This window comes from Oceanobacillus luteolus (assembly GCF_042678205.1).
Taxonomy (GTDB): domain Bacteria; phylum Bacillota; class Bacilli; order Bacillales; family Amphibacillaceae; genus Oceanobacillus; species Oceanobacillus luteolus.
In genome coordinates, this window is sequence record NZ_JBHUDE010000154.1 from 1 (window position 1) to 15796 (window position 15796).

The 15796-nt window shown below is 39.3% G+C and carries 14 protein-coding genes; 1 reads left to right on the forward strand and 13 read right to left on the reverse strand.

Annotated features, from left to right (window positions below; translation table 11 throughout):
- Positions 1–254: 254 nt before the first annotated feature.
- From ACFSBH_RS17030 to ku, 13 genes are all read right to left on the reverse strand, one after another.
- The gene (locus tag ACFSBH_RS17030; RefSeq protein WP_251515623.1) at positions 255–1217 is read right to left on the reverse strand and encodes a carbohydrate kinase family protein; all 963 of its coding nucleotides are present in this window, start codon (positions 1215–1217) and stop codon (positions 255–257) included.
- Positions 1218–1243: 26 nt separating this feature from the next.
- Entirely contained in the window at positions 1244–1735 is a 492-nt protein-coding gene (locus tag ACFSBH_RS17035) for a PTS sugar transporter subunit IIA (protein WP_251515625.1), read from the reverse strand.
- Between the two features lie 15 nt (positions 1736–1750).
- Positions 1751–3211 (reverse strand): glycoside hydrolase family 32 protein, encoded by a 1461-nt coding sequence (locus ACFSBH_RS17040; protein ID WP_251515627.1) that lies wholly within the window; start codon positions 3209–3211, stop codon positions 1751–1753.
- Positions 3212–3220: 9 nt separating this feature from the next.
- Positions 3221–4624, reverse strand: a complete 1404-nt coding sequence (locus tag ACFSBH_RS17045; protein WP_251515629.1) for a sucrose-specific PTS transporter subunit IIBC — start codon at positions 4622–4624, stop codon at positions 3221–3223.
- Between the two features lie 110 nt (positions 4625–4734).
- On the reverse strand, positions 4735–5718 hold the full coding sequence (locus tag ACFSBH_RS17050; RefSeq protein WP_251515631.1) for a LacI family DNA-binding transcriptional regulator: 984 nt from the start codon (positions 5716–5718) through the stop codon (positions 4735–4737).
- Positions 5719–5917: 199 nt separating this feature from the next.
- A complete protein-coding gene (srtB, locus tag ACFSBH_RS17055) occupies positions 5918–6712 on the reverse strand; it encodes a class B sortase (protein ID WP_251515633.1) in 795 nt (264 codons plus the stop codon).
- 22 nt (positions 6713–6734) lie between these two features.
- Positions 6735–7505 carry an ABC transporter ATP-binding protein gene (locus tag ACFSBH_RS17060; RefSeq protein WP_251515635.1) on the reverse strand — a complete coding sequence of 257 codons (771 nt, stop codon included), beginning with the start codon at positions 7503–7505 and terminating at the stop codon, positions 6735–6737.
- Positions 7495–8478, reverse strand: coding sequence for a FecCD family ABC transporter permease (locus ACFSBH_RS17065; protein WP_251515637.1), 984 nt, complete (start codon positions 8476–8478; stop codon positions 7495–7497). The genes ACFSBH_RS17060 and ACFSBH_RS17065 overlap by 11 nt, the downstream gene beginning before the upstream one ends.
- Positions 8479–8500: 22 nt before the next feature.
- On the reverse strand, positions 8501–9436 hold the full coding sequence (gene isdE / locus ACFSBH_RS17070; protein WP_251515639.1) for a heme ABC transporter substrate-binding protein IsdE: 936 nt from the start codon (positions 9434–9436) through the stop codon (positions 8501–8503).
- A 221-nt stretch (positions 9437–9657) separates the two neighbouring features.
- Positions 9658–11493 (reverse strand): NEAT domain-containing protein, encoded by a 1836-nt coding sequence (locus tag ACFSBH_RS17075; protein WP_251515641.1) that lies wholly within the window; start codon positions 11491–11493, stop codon positions 9658–9660.
- Between the two features lie 25 nt (positions 11494–11518).
- Positions 11519–12130, reverse strand: a complete 612-nt coding sequence (locus ACFSBH_RS17080; RefSeq protein ID WP_251515643.1) for an NEAT domain-containing protein — start codon at positions 12128–12130, stop codon at positions 11519–11521.
- Between the two features lie 296 nt (positions 12131–12426).
- On the reverse strand, positions 12427–13332 hold the full coding sequence (locus ACFSBH_RS17085) for a cation diffusion facilitator family transporter (protein ID WP_379598753.1): 906 nt from the start codon (positions 13330–13332) through the stop codon (positions 12427–12429).
- Between the two features lie 65 nt (positions 13333–13397).
- Entirely contained in the window at positions 13398–14231 is an 834-nt protein-coding gene (gene ku, locus ACFSBH_RS17090) for a non-homologous end joining protein Ku (protein ID WP_251515647.1), read from the reverse strand.
- Between the two features lie 249 nt (positions 14232–14480).
- Here ku and ACFSBH_RS17095 point away from each other — a divergent pair, with 249 nt between their 5' ends.
- Positions 14481–15788 (forward strand): MFS transporter, encoded by a 1308-nt coding sequence (locus tag ACFSBH_RS17095; RefSeq protein WP_379598756.1) that lies wholly within the window; start codon positions 14481–14483, stop codon positions 15786–15788.
- Positions 15789–15796 lie beyond the last annotated feature (8 nt).

The window sequence follows — 15796 nt, forward strand, 5'->3', positions numbered from 1 at the left end:
AAAAAATGAATGGAGCCACCTTTAGTTGGGTATTTACTTTTTTGGCTCTAATAGAAAAAAGATTAAAACTGAAAATTCTGGTATTATTTATGCAACGCTAGTGGTATCACATATATTAAATGGAATCAAAGTGCCCTAAAGCCACACTTGTGTCAATAAGTAACTTTACCACCAAAGTAAAAATCAGTTTGCACCAAACCAAATGTTGTTTGGCACAAACTGATTTTGTTTCCTAACCCAGCTACGATGAAGGTTCATACCCTATCCATAAAAGATTGTACCTCTGATAGACTAGGTAATGCTTGTATCGCCCCTTCTTTTGTAGCCACGATTGCCGCAGTAGCATGTGCAAATTTACCAATCTCCATTAATTGTTCTTTCGTAAGTTGAGAGATATGCTTATCGAGTTTCGACAAACGAGATAAGAAGGCTCCGACAAAAGAATCTCCTGCTCCAGTAGTATCGATTGCTTTTACTTCATATCCCTCTACAAAAACCTCTAAATCTTTCTTATAAAAAGTAGCACCCTGCTTTCCACGAGTCACAATGAGCAAGGAGATCGGTTGCTCCAAAAGGTACTGTATCGCTGCTTCTTCCGATTCCAATCCCGTTATAAAGGCAAGTTCATCATCACTTACCTTCAGCAGGTCTGAATAAGGAAGGAACTGCTGGATGGTCTGTTGATAAGCAGCCAAATCATCCCATAAACTTTTACGAACGTTAGGATCAAAAGAGACAATGCCCCCGGCTTTCTTAATTTTACGGATTACTTCGTGATGAGCATACTTTACGTCTGCTTCAACCAAATCGACCGAGCAGAAATGTAAGATATCCATTGGTTTAAATGAGATACCTTTCACATCTTCCGGACTCAACAACATATCAGCACTTGGTTTTCGATAAAATACAAACTCCCTCTCCCCATCATCCTTTAGTGCGACAAAGGCAAGTGCGGTATTTGCTTGATTTGTATGCTGCATATGACTTACATCTACCCCGATAGCAGCCAAGGTGCCCCTTAAATAATATCCAAAATGATCTTCACCAACTTGTCCGATAAAGCTGCTTTCTCCTCCAAGTTTAGCGACCGCAGCAGCAACGTTTGCTGGTGCCCCTCCTGGCATTTTTTTAAAACTGACAACCTCATCAATCGGTACGCCGATTTCATGAGGAATGAAATCTATAAGCGCTTCACCTATCGTATAGACTTTTCTCATATCTACTTTCAACATCCATTCCTTAATTATTTTCTAACGAAGAGGATTTCTTGTTCTCCCGCTTTCACTTGCTTTTCGGATTTCTTCTCTATTTCACTCATTTCATCACTGTTGGTAATAATAATTGGAGTGATTGCGCTACTGGCTTTTTCTTCAATTATATTCAAATCCACCTGCATAAGCGGATCTCCCTGTTTCACCCTATCACCTTTTGCCACATTTACCGTAAAGCCTTCTCCTTGCAAACTTACCGTTTCAATTCCAATGTGTATTAATATTTGTGCATCATTGTCACCAAGTATTCCAATTGCATGTTTTGTTGGAAACACTTGAATGATTTCTCCATTCACAGGTGATACAACTGTTCCATCCGTCGGTATTACCGCTATACCATCCCCCATCATTTTTTGTGAAAATACTGGGTCTGGAACTTCCTCTAATGAGATAACCTCTCCACTCATTGGTGTGACAAGGGAGATTTCTTTGACTTCTTGTTTCTTAAATAATCTTCCAAACATCCTTTCACCCTCTCATTAATATTCTGTTACTTTCTTTAAATTCCATTTCGTTACATCGAGTTTAACTTGCCCTTCCTCTGCATGAAAGTATATCTCTTCTCTATTCAAGTCATGGAAAACACGCGAAGTGAAGACTTCTTCCCCATCATTAAGAAAAATCTCAACAGACGAGGTGTCCTTGAAGATGCGAATCGATTCCAGTTCTTCCAAGGTGCATTGCCTTATCTCTTTACCTTCTCCGGAAAATTTCAATCGAGTAAACGTTGCAATCTTTTTTTCTATATTATAATGAAAACTACTTTCTCCAAAATGAATGGAAAACTCTTTTGCTTGAAATGCATGGACGTCTACTTTGACTTCAAATACGCTACCATGCACTTTTGGGAGAAGCAGTTCATCCTCTGTCACGACGACCGCCACGTGTCGGACTTCTTCTTGACGTAATTTCTCCAGTTCCTTAACAGGTTTTTGTATTAATCTCCCACTTTTCCATTCCAGTACTCTAGGAAGAGTAAGGCAGTGAATCCACCCATTATTTTCAGTAGGTTGTATACTCCCGATTTCTTCTGCGTTTCCCATCCATCCAACTAATAGTCTTCTACCATCTGGAGCTTCCGTCGTCTGGGCAGCATAAAAATCAAAGCCACGGTCCATTTCCACAAAGTCTCCATGAGAGAATGTATGCTGCTTCCAATCAACCTCTCCTGCAAAGTATCCTGACTGAAAAATATTTTGATACAACATACCTTGAGGTGACAAGCCTTGCGGACATACTAGCAACAAATCTGCTCCATTCAGTTGAAACAAATCGGGGCATTCCCACATATATCCGAAGTCGTAAAGCTCGCCAACATCACTGCCGGCAATGGGCCCTTGAAAATTCCACTCTCTTAAATCAGGGGAAGTATATAATACTACTTGCCCTTTCTTTTCCATTGTTTGTGCGCCGAGCACCATATACCATGTATTATCCTTCCTAAAGACTTTCGGGTCACGAAAATGTCCCGTATAACCATTTGGCACATGAATGATTGGTCCTTGCTTTTCAAAATGTATACCATCCTCTGAGATTGCCAAACATTGATAAGACTCTCGTTCTCCTTGCTCATTTTTTACATTCCCCGTATAAAACAAATATAATTTTTCTTTATTGACGATAGCACTGCCTGAATAACATCCGTTCTTGTCGTACCATTGATCTGGTGCCAAGGCAATTTCAGCCTGGTGCCAATGAACGAGATCCTTCGAAAATACATGCCCCCAAAACTTTGCCCCATGAGTGGTAGCGAAAGGATTCCACTGATAGAATAAGTGATAATATCCATTAAAATATACAAATCCATTTGGATCGTTCAATAATCCGACAGGCGGCATGATATGATAATCGAGTCGATAAGGATCATTCGCAACTAATAATTTCATCTCGTTGATTTTCTCTTTTGCTTGTTGTATTAATGCTTGTGATGATGATTTCATTTCCATCTCCTATGAAACATGTTCTTTTTCCGTAATTTTATCTGAGTAGCCAAACATCCAAGTTAACGCAAATGCAACTGCGATTGCTGTAAGGTTCACTAAAATGTAAAGGAAAAGTTGGCCATCTAAATATAATAATGTTCCTGGAATAACTGTAATCGCCATCCCAGAACCCGCAAGATTAAGGATAGATGCTAGGAATCCACCTACACCTCCACCGATCAATCCCATTAAGAATGGCTTACCGTATCTTAAGTTAACACCAAAGATAGCTGGTTCAGTAATTCCTAAAAACGCAGAAAACGACGATGGCATGGCTAATGCTTTTAACTTTTTATGCTTTGTTTTCAAACCTACTGCCAGCGCTGCTCCACCTTGAGCCGCTACTGCTGATGTCACAATTGCGTTGTACGGATTGCTTCTTAAACTCTCCAATAATTGAATCTCCAATAAATTAAAGATATGATGTACACCTGTAATTACAATAATTTGGTTAAAGAACCCGAGCAGAATTCCCGCCAATCCAAACGGAAGTTCTAATACAAATAATGTGATATCCAAGATGTAACTCTCCACACTGTGGAAAATCGGTCCAATGATAAACAGAGCAGCTATACTCATAAAGAGTAAGGTAAGAAATGGAGTTAAAATTAAATCCAGCGTCTCTGGAACACGCTTACGAATGGCCCGTTCTAATTTCGCTCCAATGATCCCAGCGATAAATGCCGGTAATACTGCTCCTTGATATCCTACAACTGGAATAAAACCAAAGAACACTAGCGGGTCTGCACCAGAAGCTACACCCCATGCATTGGGCAGTTCCGGACTAACGAGCATCAACCCTAATACAATTCCGATAATTGGAGTACCGCCAAACACTCTAAATGTCGACCAAGCAATTAATGCCGGCAGAAAAATAAATGCCGTATCCGTTAAGATCTCTGTATAAAGTAAAAAATTGCTGGATATATCATCTACCGTCAAACCAAAGATAGCTAAGACTTGTTCCTGCATCACGAGGCCGCGCAGCCCCATAAATAAACCTGTTGCAACGAGTACTGGAATAATTGGAACGAACACATCACCAAACGTGCGTATCGCCCGTTGGAATTTACTTCCCTTCTTCGCCGCTTCTTTTGTTTGTTCCGATTTGCTAGCAGTTTTTAAGTTCATTTTTTCTATTTCCTCATAGATACGATTTACTGTACCTGTACCAAATATAACTTGATACTGTCCCGAATTGAAAAAAGCACCCTTCACTTTGTCGATCTCTTCAACTTGTTCTTTATCCACCTTGTCTTCATCTCTAATTATAAATCGCATTCGAGTGGCGCAGTGGGTAACCGATTCGATATTATCCGACCCACCGACTGCTTCAATCAATTCTTCTGCAATCCGTTTGTTCTCTGCCATTTCTCTACACTCTCCTTTTTAGGGAATCGATTCCACATGAGGGGAAAAATATGAAATCGATTCCACATTGTTGTTATTTTTTTGTGTAATCGCTTTCTCGTTAAGGAATATTATACACTTTCACGAATTATTAGTCTATAGTCCATTACAATTTTTTTCGCAACTTGCTGTGAATCCATTGAAGCCAATAGTTGTTTGGCAACTTCCTCCCCTGCTTTTTCATTCTCATAATCAATCGTCGTTAAGGGTGGATTCAAGTGCTGAGACATTTCAGAATTACCAATTCCTGAGATAGCCATATCGGTAGGAATGTTGAAACCTACTTCCCTTAAATAACTCATCGCACCGATTGCCAACCGATCCGTTACAGCAAGCGTTGCTGTTGGTTTATTATTTGTCTCCAATATTTTTTGCATAGCCTCATAGCCAGAATGAATATTAAATACTCCCTTTTGAACCCATGACTGCTCCACACTTAATCCATTAGCAGCCATTTCATCAAGATAACCTCGTTTACGCTCATAACCAACAGCCCTGTCGGATTCATCTACACCAATAAAAGCAATTTTTCTATGGCCTTTGTCAATGAAATATTTTGTCAACTCCCTTGCAGATTGATAATCATCATAAGTTACACATAGTAAACCTTCTACTTCCTGTCCGACCACAACTACAGGAATATTTAATTTCTTTATGGCCTCTATCAGTTTTTTATCGGTATTAGTTGCTAATAGTACAATCCCATCCACTTGATGGATTTTCAAAACTTGTAAGTACTCCATTTCCTTTTCCTTTTGATGATCCGTATTGGCCAAAAGTATTTGATAACCATGTTTAGAAAGTTCACGTCCCAATCCTGTTACAATTCTGCTAGGCGTTTCCGTTTGAATTGTCGGCAGAATCACGCCGATCACTTTCGACTTTTTTGTTCGTAAGGCCTTTGCATTCGTACTAGGGACATAACCTGTGTCTTTTATAACTTGTTCAACACGCTTCCTCGCATCCTCACTAACATAACCTGAATTATTCAATACTCTAGACACGGTTGACCTTGAAACATTCGCCATTTCTGCTATATCCTTAATCGTTATCATTCCAAGCCCTCTTCTCCGTACAAATCGTTCATTTTCAAACCATATTATAGCATGAAACCCTCTCTGTTTATAGAATATTACATCTACTGTATGAATTATAGTAGTAGATTTACTAAACTTAACCAAAAGAAAAGCACCTCTAAATCATAGATAATATCTATAATATAGGGTGCAGTTCAGCTCTGATTGTCTCTCTTCTTTATTTTTCGGCTGCATGCAACGAACTTGGATCCATCTTTGTGAGTTTCGCGTGAACTACGAATCTACCTTTATGTTTATCCAGTTGATAATCACAAGTGGATAGGGTGAGTATGTGATCATCGGCACTTACTTCTACATCAGTCTCATAAAGTGCGCGCTCATCAATTTCATCCAGTAACAGCTCAAAATTTTCATCGCCGGTAAAATCCGTTTGTATATAGTTGAAATCGGTCGTTGTATTATAAACAGCGAAAATTTCCGCTTCATAACTTTCGTATAACGTATCAAAGGTAAATGTTTTATGTTCCTCGTAAAATTCCTTATCTTCGAAATACGTTAATCCTTCAAACATGGATTGATCCTTCGTGCGATGGCCGTAAACAATCGTATTACGTCCTAAAGAAGTTACATCATTCCGGAAATCCATAAAGATGCTGCCGAGGATATTATAATCCTTGTAAAAGTCACGTCGTAAGTAATCATTATTATTTTCTGCTTGTAAAATTGGATAATCAATCTTCGTTCCATCGATTGTTATCCAACCAACAAGTTCATCATTTTCACCAAGTAAAATATCGAAACCAGAACGCACTTTCAGCTCATCACCATCATTATCGGCAAATTCTGTGACACCTCCCCCTTGGTAGAAGGTTTCTTGTAGATCATTCATCGTTTGTTTATTGTTCTGGTAATCAAGAAATGTACTGATTAAACCATGTGCTGCATATACGAAAACACCGACACAAACTAAAGTAAACACAACGGATAGTACGCGTTTTATTTTGTTCTTCATCCACTTCACCCCATCCAAGTTCCTATATACCTATTGGCACCATATACATTCCAAGTTCTGGATCTTGTTTTATAACAACATTCACATTATAAACTTCCTGCATTAATTGAACTGTAATGATTTCTTCCGGTACGCCATGTGCAATGATTTCTCCATCTTTCATCGTGATAATCTCATGACTATATTGAATCGCCTGGTTGATATCATGAAGCACCATGACGATGGTTAAGTTCTCTTCCTCACAGAGCTCCTTCACTAACTCCATAATTTCATATTGGTAAAATATATCCAAGTTCGAGGTTGGTTCATCTAAAAATAGATATGGTGTATCTTGCGCTAATGCCATCGCAATCCATACCCGCTGCTGCTGTCCACCAGAGAGAGCATCCATTGGAGTATGGCGCCTTTCATAAAGTCCAACCCGTTCCAATGCCCATTTAACTTTTGCATCGTCCTCTTCTCCATGTTGATTGAATGGTTTCTTATGAGGCAAACGGCCATAATAGACGAGTTTTTCAACCGTCATATCATGTGGTGCGCTATTTTGCTGGTGAACAACACCAAGTTTTTTCGCAAGTTCCTTTGGCTTATACTTGTCAATGGTTTTTCCTTCAAGAATGACACTTCCCTGTTGTGGTGCCAAATTATTCGTCAAAACACCTAACAATGTGGATTTACCAGAACCATTTGGACCGAGTATCGTTGTTATTTTCCCAATCGCAATCTCTGCAGCAATGTTGTGCAATCTTTTTATGTTGTCTTGGTAAGCAAAGGTTATATCTTTAATTTCCATAAATGCGATCACTCTTTCTAAGTAGGAATATCAAGAAAGGTCCACCTATGACTGCCATAATAATCGATGCAGGTATTTCGATTGGTGAGAGAATCGTTCTTCCTATTGTATCTGCCACTAGTACAAGCAGCGCTCCAGCAATTGCAGAAAATGGAATCAGGAGTTTATGGTCGTTACCTACAAGAATCCTACCGATGTGCGGAATAATAAGTCCGACGAACGCAAACATACCAGCCACCGCAGTCGCAACCGATGCAAGTAAAACAGCAATGAGTGAAATGACAAGTCGTGCACGATTGACTTGAAATCCTAGATTGCGTAATGTTTTATCCCTTAACCCGAGATGGTTGCACCAGGAATACACGAGCAAACTTAGTAGAAGACCAATCGAACCATATAGCAAAATAATCTGGACGTCATTCCATGTTTTCATCGTAAGAGTCGAGGTCGTAACCGATATTCCCGACATCATACTGCTTGCATTCATTGAAGAGAGTAATTGGCTCAGCCCTGTAAAGATCGCATTGACTGCCACCCCGATTAAAATCATTCGTAAAGGATCAAGGCCGGATTTCCAGGCAAACATGTAGACTAGTAAAAAGGCTACCGCACCACCGAAGAATGAAAATAACGGTGTGTAGAAAAAGAGCGTTGGAAAAAATGTAATCATTAGTATGGAAGCAAACCCTGCACCAGATGCCACACCAATAATACCTGGCTCCGCTAGTGGATTGCGCATTACCGCTTGCAGAAGGACACCAGAAACAGAAAGACATGCACCAGCAAATAACGCAATGATGATCCTTGGTAAACGCAGGTCTTTTATAATTTCCACATTTTCATTTATACCTGTAAATAATCCTGCAATCAGCTCTCCCATACCTACTTCAATACTTCCAGTAATCATTGAATAAAGACTTACGAAAAGAAGTAAGATAGTGACTGCTATGAAACTAAGTAACTTTTTTGTCATCTGTACAACCTCTTTCGTAATTCTAATGAGCTAATTCCGGATAAAGGATTCCAACGAGCTCATCAAGGGCCTCAACAGCAGCTAGATTCGCAGTCGTCCCAAAGCGTGTCTCTTCCAAGTCATAGACTCGGTCATTTTGTACAGCTTTGAAATGACTCCAAATATCATTTGTTTGAAACTCTTGGTCAAACATTGCCACTACTTCTTCCGGCATACCGTGGGCCATACGTAAAATAATATCTGCATCTGTTTGTTGCAACGTTTCTGTATTGGCAGAAATATATTCTAAATCACTGTCAATCGCATTTGTGCCCCCAGCACGGCGTACTAAGTCACCGACATAGGAATTCTCCGTTGCAACTAAATAACTTCCCGGAACTCCTAAAAGGATAAGTACCTTTGGAGATTCTTGATCATCAATTTCCGCTTCTATTTCAGAAAGCTTTGCTTCAAAGTCTACCACTAATGCTTCCGCTTGTTCATTTCGGTCGTATCTTTCTCCAAGAGAGCGGATTTCTTCGTACATGCTCTCCACACTTTCCAGGTTCATATACGTTGCCGGGATATCAGCTTCAGTAAACGGTTCTTCCACATAATCCGTAAGCGTCGTAACCGTAAGAACCTCCGTTGGTTTCAAAGAACGGATCATCTCCAAATCTGGACTCATAGCCATACCAACTTCTGGCAGTCCATGATAACGTTCCGGCAAATCCTTGTAACTGGATGGCACACCGACGAGATCTAGCTCTAATGCATCCGCTATTTCTACTAATGCTACAGTCGTCGCGATGATATTCCCGTCTGTTTCGAGTGCTGTTACTTCTATATCGCTCGCCTCTTCTGATGTTTCAGATTCAGAGTCTGTAGCAGCTGCATCAGTGGAACTATCATCTGAGCCACAAGCCGCTAATATAAGTAATAAAATTAGGATGGATAATACAAATAATTTATTTTTCATGTTATTACACCTCTTTAGTAAAGTTGCGCTACTTTTTGTCATTATGTATGTAATAGAAAGGAGATAAAATCTGAAGCGCTAATTGAAGGGGAAAAGAAAAAAACAAGGAGGGACGATTCAGAGCAAGCTTGCATGCCAGACTCTGAATGTCCCGTCTTGCTGGAGGCAGTCTGGGATTTTCCCTCTGCCCACTACATGATCAGGACTAGATTGTCCTGTTTCTATGCAAAGTGTCTTTTTGCTTTAATTGCTAGTGGAATTGCGGATGCAATTAGCAGCAGCACGTAAAGCATGATGTTTGTATTTTCGCCTGTTTTAGGGTTTAGACCTGCTGTGTTTTTGGTTTGATCTTTACCTATATCAGAAGTACCGTTTGCTGAATCGCCAAAGTCTGGTTTAGGTGGCGTATTCTCATCTAAATCATTATTACCACCACTAGATAAAGGTACAGTAGAAATCTTCGTTTCAAAATCAACTTCATTTACTGATTTAAACTCTTGAACAGTGCTTTCATCAAAAACTAAACGGGCCTCAAATTCTTTGTTATCATACCCAGGTAAAAACGGTACAGTAATTACCATATCGAATAGAATCGTATCATATAGCTTATAGTTACTAGGTAATTTCAATTCGTAAATTGCAGATCCATCTTCGTTTTCTTTAATTTTCTTCATCTCTAATCTCAAATCACCGAATTTTGCAATGAGAGAATTGATAAACTCTGGATTAGTTGAAGTAATTTGAAGATACTTTTCACCATTTTTTTCAATAATTACTGCTGGGTTTTTAAAGAATCCGTCAGCAGCTGAACGCTTATTTTCTTTTTCATGGTAGAAGGTGAAGTTTACTGTAGTAACTTTGTCCGCTTCTGTTGGTATTTCAATTTTATCTGATTTATTTGTATCCCGGTCGGTTTTATCGTTATTTGCAGTTTTTTCCTCTTTATCAACTTCTTCTTTAACTTCAAAACCTGGTTTATCAGATTGGTCTGCTTGTTGTAGACTTTCTTCATTCAAAACAATTCGGAAATTAGCACTACTATTCATGACCATTCCTAGATAATGTGCCTCATATTCAACGAAACCATTAAGCAAAGTTGATAAATCATCAATAGCAAAAGTATAGTAATGTGTATCGCCATCAATTTTACTTTCAATTGGTTCTAGGCCATTAACTTTCATAGAAGTAACAAGACCGTTATCACGTACATAACTTGTAAATGTTACTTCAGCTTTTCCATCATTTATTGAAAGGAATATGGATTCACCTAAATAGGAAGCCATTGCAGATGGTCGTTCTTGCTCACTATGAAGATAGCTCGCACCAATTGTGTAATAACCATCATTCAATCTGAGCTTTTGATCAGATTCCACTTTATCTTCAGTACCATTTTCGTCTGTTCCTGGATCTGAGCTTTCTTCATCTGTGCCTGAGTTCGATGTCTCTTCTTCTGTTCCATTCTCGTCTATTCCTGAGTCCGATTTCTCTTCATCTATTCCATTCTCATCTGTGCCTGGTTCTGTTGTCTGTTCATCTCCACCATTCTCATTTGTTCCTGGTTCTGTTGTCTCTCCATCTCCACCATTCTCATCTGTGCCTGATCCTGGTTGTTCTCCATTTATTGCTTCTTTGAAGTTTTCTACCCCTTCCTTATCAAGAGTCATTGTCCCTGAATAAGGCACTGGGCTATAGCGTAAAGTACTTGTAAACTCAAATGACCCATCTAAGTTATCATCAACTCTAACTTTATAAGTTCTAAGATCATTTTCGTTGTCCTCATTTAGGATTTCAACAACAACTCCATTTAAAGTATCAACAGATACCAGATGATCAATCCCGGAGTGTGAAAATTCAAGATAGATTTCCCCATTTTCAACCGTTAAGATAGCTGGTTTAGAGAAGAAACTTACAAAACTACCAAATCCATCTAGATCAAAACTATCAATTTTTACCTCAAACCCTTTAGAGTTATCATTCTCTTCCTCCGCAAACACCGCACTTCCAAACATCGGTAATGCCAATAATACGGCCAATAAACTAATAAACCATTTTTTCATCTTTGTCTCTCCCTCGTTCCTTCTATTAGTCACGTGCAGGTCGTAATTTACGGATTGCTACTAATCCAATGATAGATGCAACTAATAAAGCAGCATAAAGTGCGATGGATGAGTTTTCTCCAGTTTTAGGATTTTCCACTACTTCCCCTTCACCACTTGCAACAGCTTCTCCTGATGTATTAGCTTCCGTACTAGTGTTGCTACCTGCTTCAGGCAAGCCCGATGTATTAATAACCATACGTGCAGTGTGCGTCTGATCATATAAATCAGGAACTATAATATGCATACCCATATTAATGGGTTGAGAAAGATCACCGTCCACACGGAATTTTACCGTTCTTGTTTCATTTGCCTCGTTTTCACTAACTACTGTAACTGGTCCGGATGGTGCATTTAATGACTGGATATAATTGCTCCCAGTTACCGTAAGCGTAATAGTTTGCACACCGTTCTCCACAGTTAGTGTCGCAGGACTTTGAAAATATCCATCAGCAATCGATGTATTGTCACTGCTTTTTTCTTTCATTTCATAATGCACTTGATATGTACCATCTGCGATTTGCGCAGAAACTGGTGCCGCGATAATAATTAAAATAAGTGCAGCTAGCACCATAACAAGTGGAAATCTAAACTTCATGCTTTTTCCTCCTTATTATTCTCAATTATAAATAGTAGTTAGTAGTTTAGGAGATTCCACACAAAGAAAACCTAGCGGAATAACTAGTCTAAACGCTATTTATAATTATTATAGTTTTATATCATATATAATGTATCAATAGTCGATAACTATATCAATAGATAAGCTGTGAACGAAATATGACTAAATTTCGAAACTTGAATGTTCGTAATAGATTAAAGTGGAATTTTTTCTCAGAATCTGAACGTGTAAGATAAAAAAAAGCACCGCCTCAATCAAGAGGTGGTGCATCAAAACTACTTCCAATTTATCGTATTGTCATCTTCAATAATTCCTAATACTACATCGGCAATTTCTGGACGATGAAGCAATGTATTTTTTATACGGAGTTTGATATCATCTGCTTCGTTTAAACTGAGGCCTTTTCGTAATTCAATCGTACCTTCCACATGATATAGACGACCCTCCTGCATAATTCGCAATCGTTGGATATCAACTACATCCTCATCATCCAATAGAACCTTTGTTATTTTTTCTTCGACATCTGCCGGGGCCGCAACACCGATTAAACCAACCATGTTATCAAAACCGACTCGATATGCAACATAAAGCATTAAAAGTCCAATGATAATGGATGCGATACCATCTGCTTTCAGGACATTGAAAAATTGAGCGAGAACAATTCCGACAATTGCGAGGACCGCACTGAATGTTGCCACCAAATCCTCGTAAAAAACAAGACGGGTTGCCGGTGCTGCTTTTCTCACTTGTTTGAATGCAGTCGTAAAGAGTCCACCTTGCTCAGTGGCTCCGGTTTCACTTTTAATTTCCTTCATAGCTTTTATTAATATAAAGCCATCAACGAAAAATGCAATTAATAAAATAATGAGATTAAGGAAAAAGTTCGTTGCTTCCGTTGGGTGTTGAAGCAAATGCCAGCCTTCCTTGATGGTTTCATAAGCCATAATGGTAACAACCACAACCGCAATCATACAAAAGATATTAATTACACGACCAAATCCCGTAGGAAATCGTTTGGATGGTGGTAATTCAGCTAATACACTTCCAAAAAATACAAACCCTTGGTTAATTGAATCTGCCAAGGAATGCATAGCTGATGCAAACATCGTCCCACTTCCACTGATTGAAGCGGCCACGCCAGATGACGTGTTCCCCTTTTTAATTTTCTCAATCAAACTCATCCTCTTGCCTCCAGTCTGTAATTATAGATCACAGGTCAGAGACTCTGTCCAACCTGTGACCCAGCTTATGTTGCGACTTTTTTCTTTGTCGTCCTTCGTTTCGCCTGTTTTGGCTTTGGTTTGTCCTTCTTTGCCCGCTCCAATGATGCTTGCAGGGCATCCATCAAGTTCGTCACATTATCCGGCGCAGGTTTGTCCTTCGCTGTAGTAGTTTGAGCATTGTTTTTCTTTTCTTCAATGAGCTCCAACAATGCCGTCCGATAATCATCCTGATATTTCTCTGGCTCAAAACTTGCCGTCAGCTGATTAATCAACATTTTAGCAACATCCAATTCTTTCTTTGCCACTTCCACTTGTTCCGGGACGTTTGGAACATCCGCAACATTCCTCACTTCATCCGGATAATGAATCGTTTCTACAACGAGTGTATTTTTATATACCCGAATTACAGCAAGTTGCTCCTTTTGCCGGATAATAATTTTTGCAACACCGATTTTACCCGTATCTTCCAGTGCTTGACGTAGTAAACCATAAGCTTTACCGCCGCCTTCGTTTGGAGATAAATAATAACTTTTTTCAAAGTAAATGGGGTCGATGTCTTCCAGTTTGACAAAGTCAAGGATTTCAACGGCTTTATCCTCCTGCTCTTTACGCAGGTTTTCCAACTCTTCCTCATCCAACACAACGAATTTATTCTTCGCATATTCGTACGCTTTTACAATATCTTCATTCTTAATCTCAACCTCACATACTGGACAAACTTTCTCGTATTTGACAGGAGACTGACACTCCTTGTGCAGTTGCCTGAGTTTCACATCTTTGTTTTCTGTTGCTGCATGCATTTTCACAGGGATACTTACTAGTCCAAAGCTGATTGTGCCTTTCCACATCGTGTGCACGATAATCCCTCCTTTTACAGTAGTTTGCTGTGACAAGAACTATTTTATTCAAGTACACTTTGGAAAATAAAAAAGCCGAAAGTAAACTTCTTTTTAAGTACTGGATACCATACTTTATCTAATATCAGAAAACTATTTATTCATTTAATATAAAGAATAGATAGTTGACTTAGGTTAAGGTTCTTTCTATAATCGATATAAATTTTAAGGGCTTACATTTTTTCATTACAACTTCAGAGGGGTGATTAAATGAATGACAAAAAGTTAAGAAGAGTGCTTGTCGCCAGTTTAGTCGGTAGTACAATTGAATGGTTTGATTACTTTCTATATGGTACTGTTGCGGCCCTCGTCTTCAACCAATTATTTTTTGTAACAGAAGATCCGGCATTTGGAACACTCTATGCTTTTGCTGCCTTTGCCCTTGCATTTTTGATCCGTCCATTCGGAGGAATCATATTTAGTCATATTGGAGACCGAATCGGAAGAAAAAGAACATTAGTACTTACACTTAGCTTAATGGGGCTTGCGACTTTTCTGATGGGGGTCCTCCCTACCTATCAGGCAATTGGGATTTGGGCGCCAGTGTTACTCATCCTGTTACGCCTGATACAAGGTCTCGGTCTTGGAGGTGAATGGGGTGGTGCTTTGCTCCTAGCTGTAGAATATGCACCAAAAGAAAAACGCGGACTATTCGGAAGTATCCCCCAGATGGGCGTGACTTTGGGGATGCTGATGGGCACCCTTGCTCTGTCAGTAATGACACTTCTCCCTGATGACGCTTTTCTGTCATGGGGATGGCGGGTTCCTTTTATTCTTAGTGCTTTGCTTGTAGTATTTGGCCTTTGGATTCGTAAAGGCATTGATGAAACGCCGTCATTCAAGAAAATTAAAGAAAAAGGAGAAGTTCCGAAGTTACCAATTGCGGATACATTTCGATATCATTGGAGAGAAGTTCTAATTGCCATTGGAGCAAAAGTTGTTGAAACAGCACCTTTTTATATTTTCGGTACATTCATCGTTTCCTATGCGACCCAAAATTTAAATTTCTCAGAAAGAAATGCCCTTCTTGTCGTTACAATTGCTACCATTGTTACAACGATTATGATGCCGATTATGGGAGCGTTTTCGGATAAAATCGGAAGAAAGCCATTGTATGTGACAGGAACGATTTTCATGGCTGTGTACGCATTCCCGTATTTCTGGCTTCTCCATCAAGGGTCTGTTGCTTTGTTATTCATTGCAACGGTAATTGGATTAGGTGTAATCTGGGCTCCTATTACTGCCGTACTTGGAACAATGTTCTCTGAAATTTTCAGCGCTAAAGTGCGGTATACTGGGATTTCATTAGGCTACCAGATTGGAGCTGCATTGGCTGGTGGTACAGCTCCACTTGTTGCCACAGCACTGCTTATCCGTTTCAACAATTCTTATGTACCTGTTGCTCTCTATATTATTTTCACTGCCATCATCTCTTTAATTGCCGTAATCGCTGTAAAGGATAAAGTAGCGAAAGAACTGGATGCAGATGATCCTCTCGTCCAAACAAAGCGAGCATAACAACATTT

What these genes read in the sequence shown, in the direction of transcription:
- ACFSBH_RS17035 (WP_251515625.1), bottom strand. Translation starts at nt 1,735, where the DNA reads ATGTTTGGAAGATTATTTAAGAAACAAGAAGTCAAAGAAATCTCCCTT.
- ACFSBH_RS17085 (WP_379598753.1), bottom strand. Translation starts at nt 13,332, where the DNA reads ATGAGTTTGATTGAGAAAATTAAAAAGGGGAACACGTCATCTGGCGTG.
- ACFSBH_RS17030 (WP_251515623.1), bottom strand. Translation starts at nt 1,217, where the DNA reads ATGAGAAAAGTCTATACGATAGGTGAAGCGCTTATAGATTTCATTCCT.
- isdE (WP_251515639.1), bottom strand. Translation starts at nt 9,436, where the DNA reads ATGAAAAATAAATTATTTGTATTATCCATCCTAATTTTATTACTTATA.
- ACFSBH_RS17045 (WP_251515629.1), bottom strand. Translation starts at nt 4,624, where the DNA reads ATGGCAGAGAACAAACGGATTGCAGAAGAATTGATTGAAGCAGTCGGT.
- ACFSBH_RS17095 (WP_379598756.1), top strand. Translation starts at nt 14,481, where the DNA reads ATGAATGACAAAAAGTTAAGAAGAGTGCTTGTCGCCAGTTTAGTCGGT.
- ACFSBH_RS17065 (WP_251515637.1), bottom strand. Translation starts at nt 8,478, where the DNA reads ATGACAAAAAAGTTACTTAGTTTCATAGCAGTCACTATCTTACTTCTT.
- ACFSBH_RS17040 (WP_251515627.1), bottom strand. Translation starts at nt 3,211, where the DNA reads ATGAAATCATCATCACAAGCATTAATACAACAAGCAAAAGAGAAAATC.
- ACFSBH_RS17080 (WP_251515643.1), bottom strand. Translation starts at nt 12,130, where the DNA reads ATGAAGTTTAGATTTCCACTTGTTATGGTGCTAGCTGCACTTATTTTA.
- ACFSBH_RS17075 (WP_251515641.1), bottom strand. Translation starts at nt 11,493, where the DNA reads ATGAAAAAATGGTTTATTAGTTTATTGGCCGTATTATTGGCATTACCG.
- ACFSBH_RS17060 (WP_251515635.1), bottom strand. Translation starts at nt 7,505, where the DNA reads ATGGAAATTAAAGATATAACCTTTGCTTACCAAGACAACATAAAAAGA.
- ACFSBH_RS17050 (WP_251515631.1), bottom strand. Translation starts at nt 5,718, where the DNA reads ATGATAACGATTAAGGATATAGCAGAAATGGCGAATGTTTCAAGGTCA.
- srtB (WP_251515633.1), bottom strand. Translation starts at nt 6,712, where the DNA reads ATGAAGAACAAAATAAAACGCGTACTATCCGTTGTGTTTACTTTAGTT.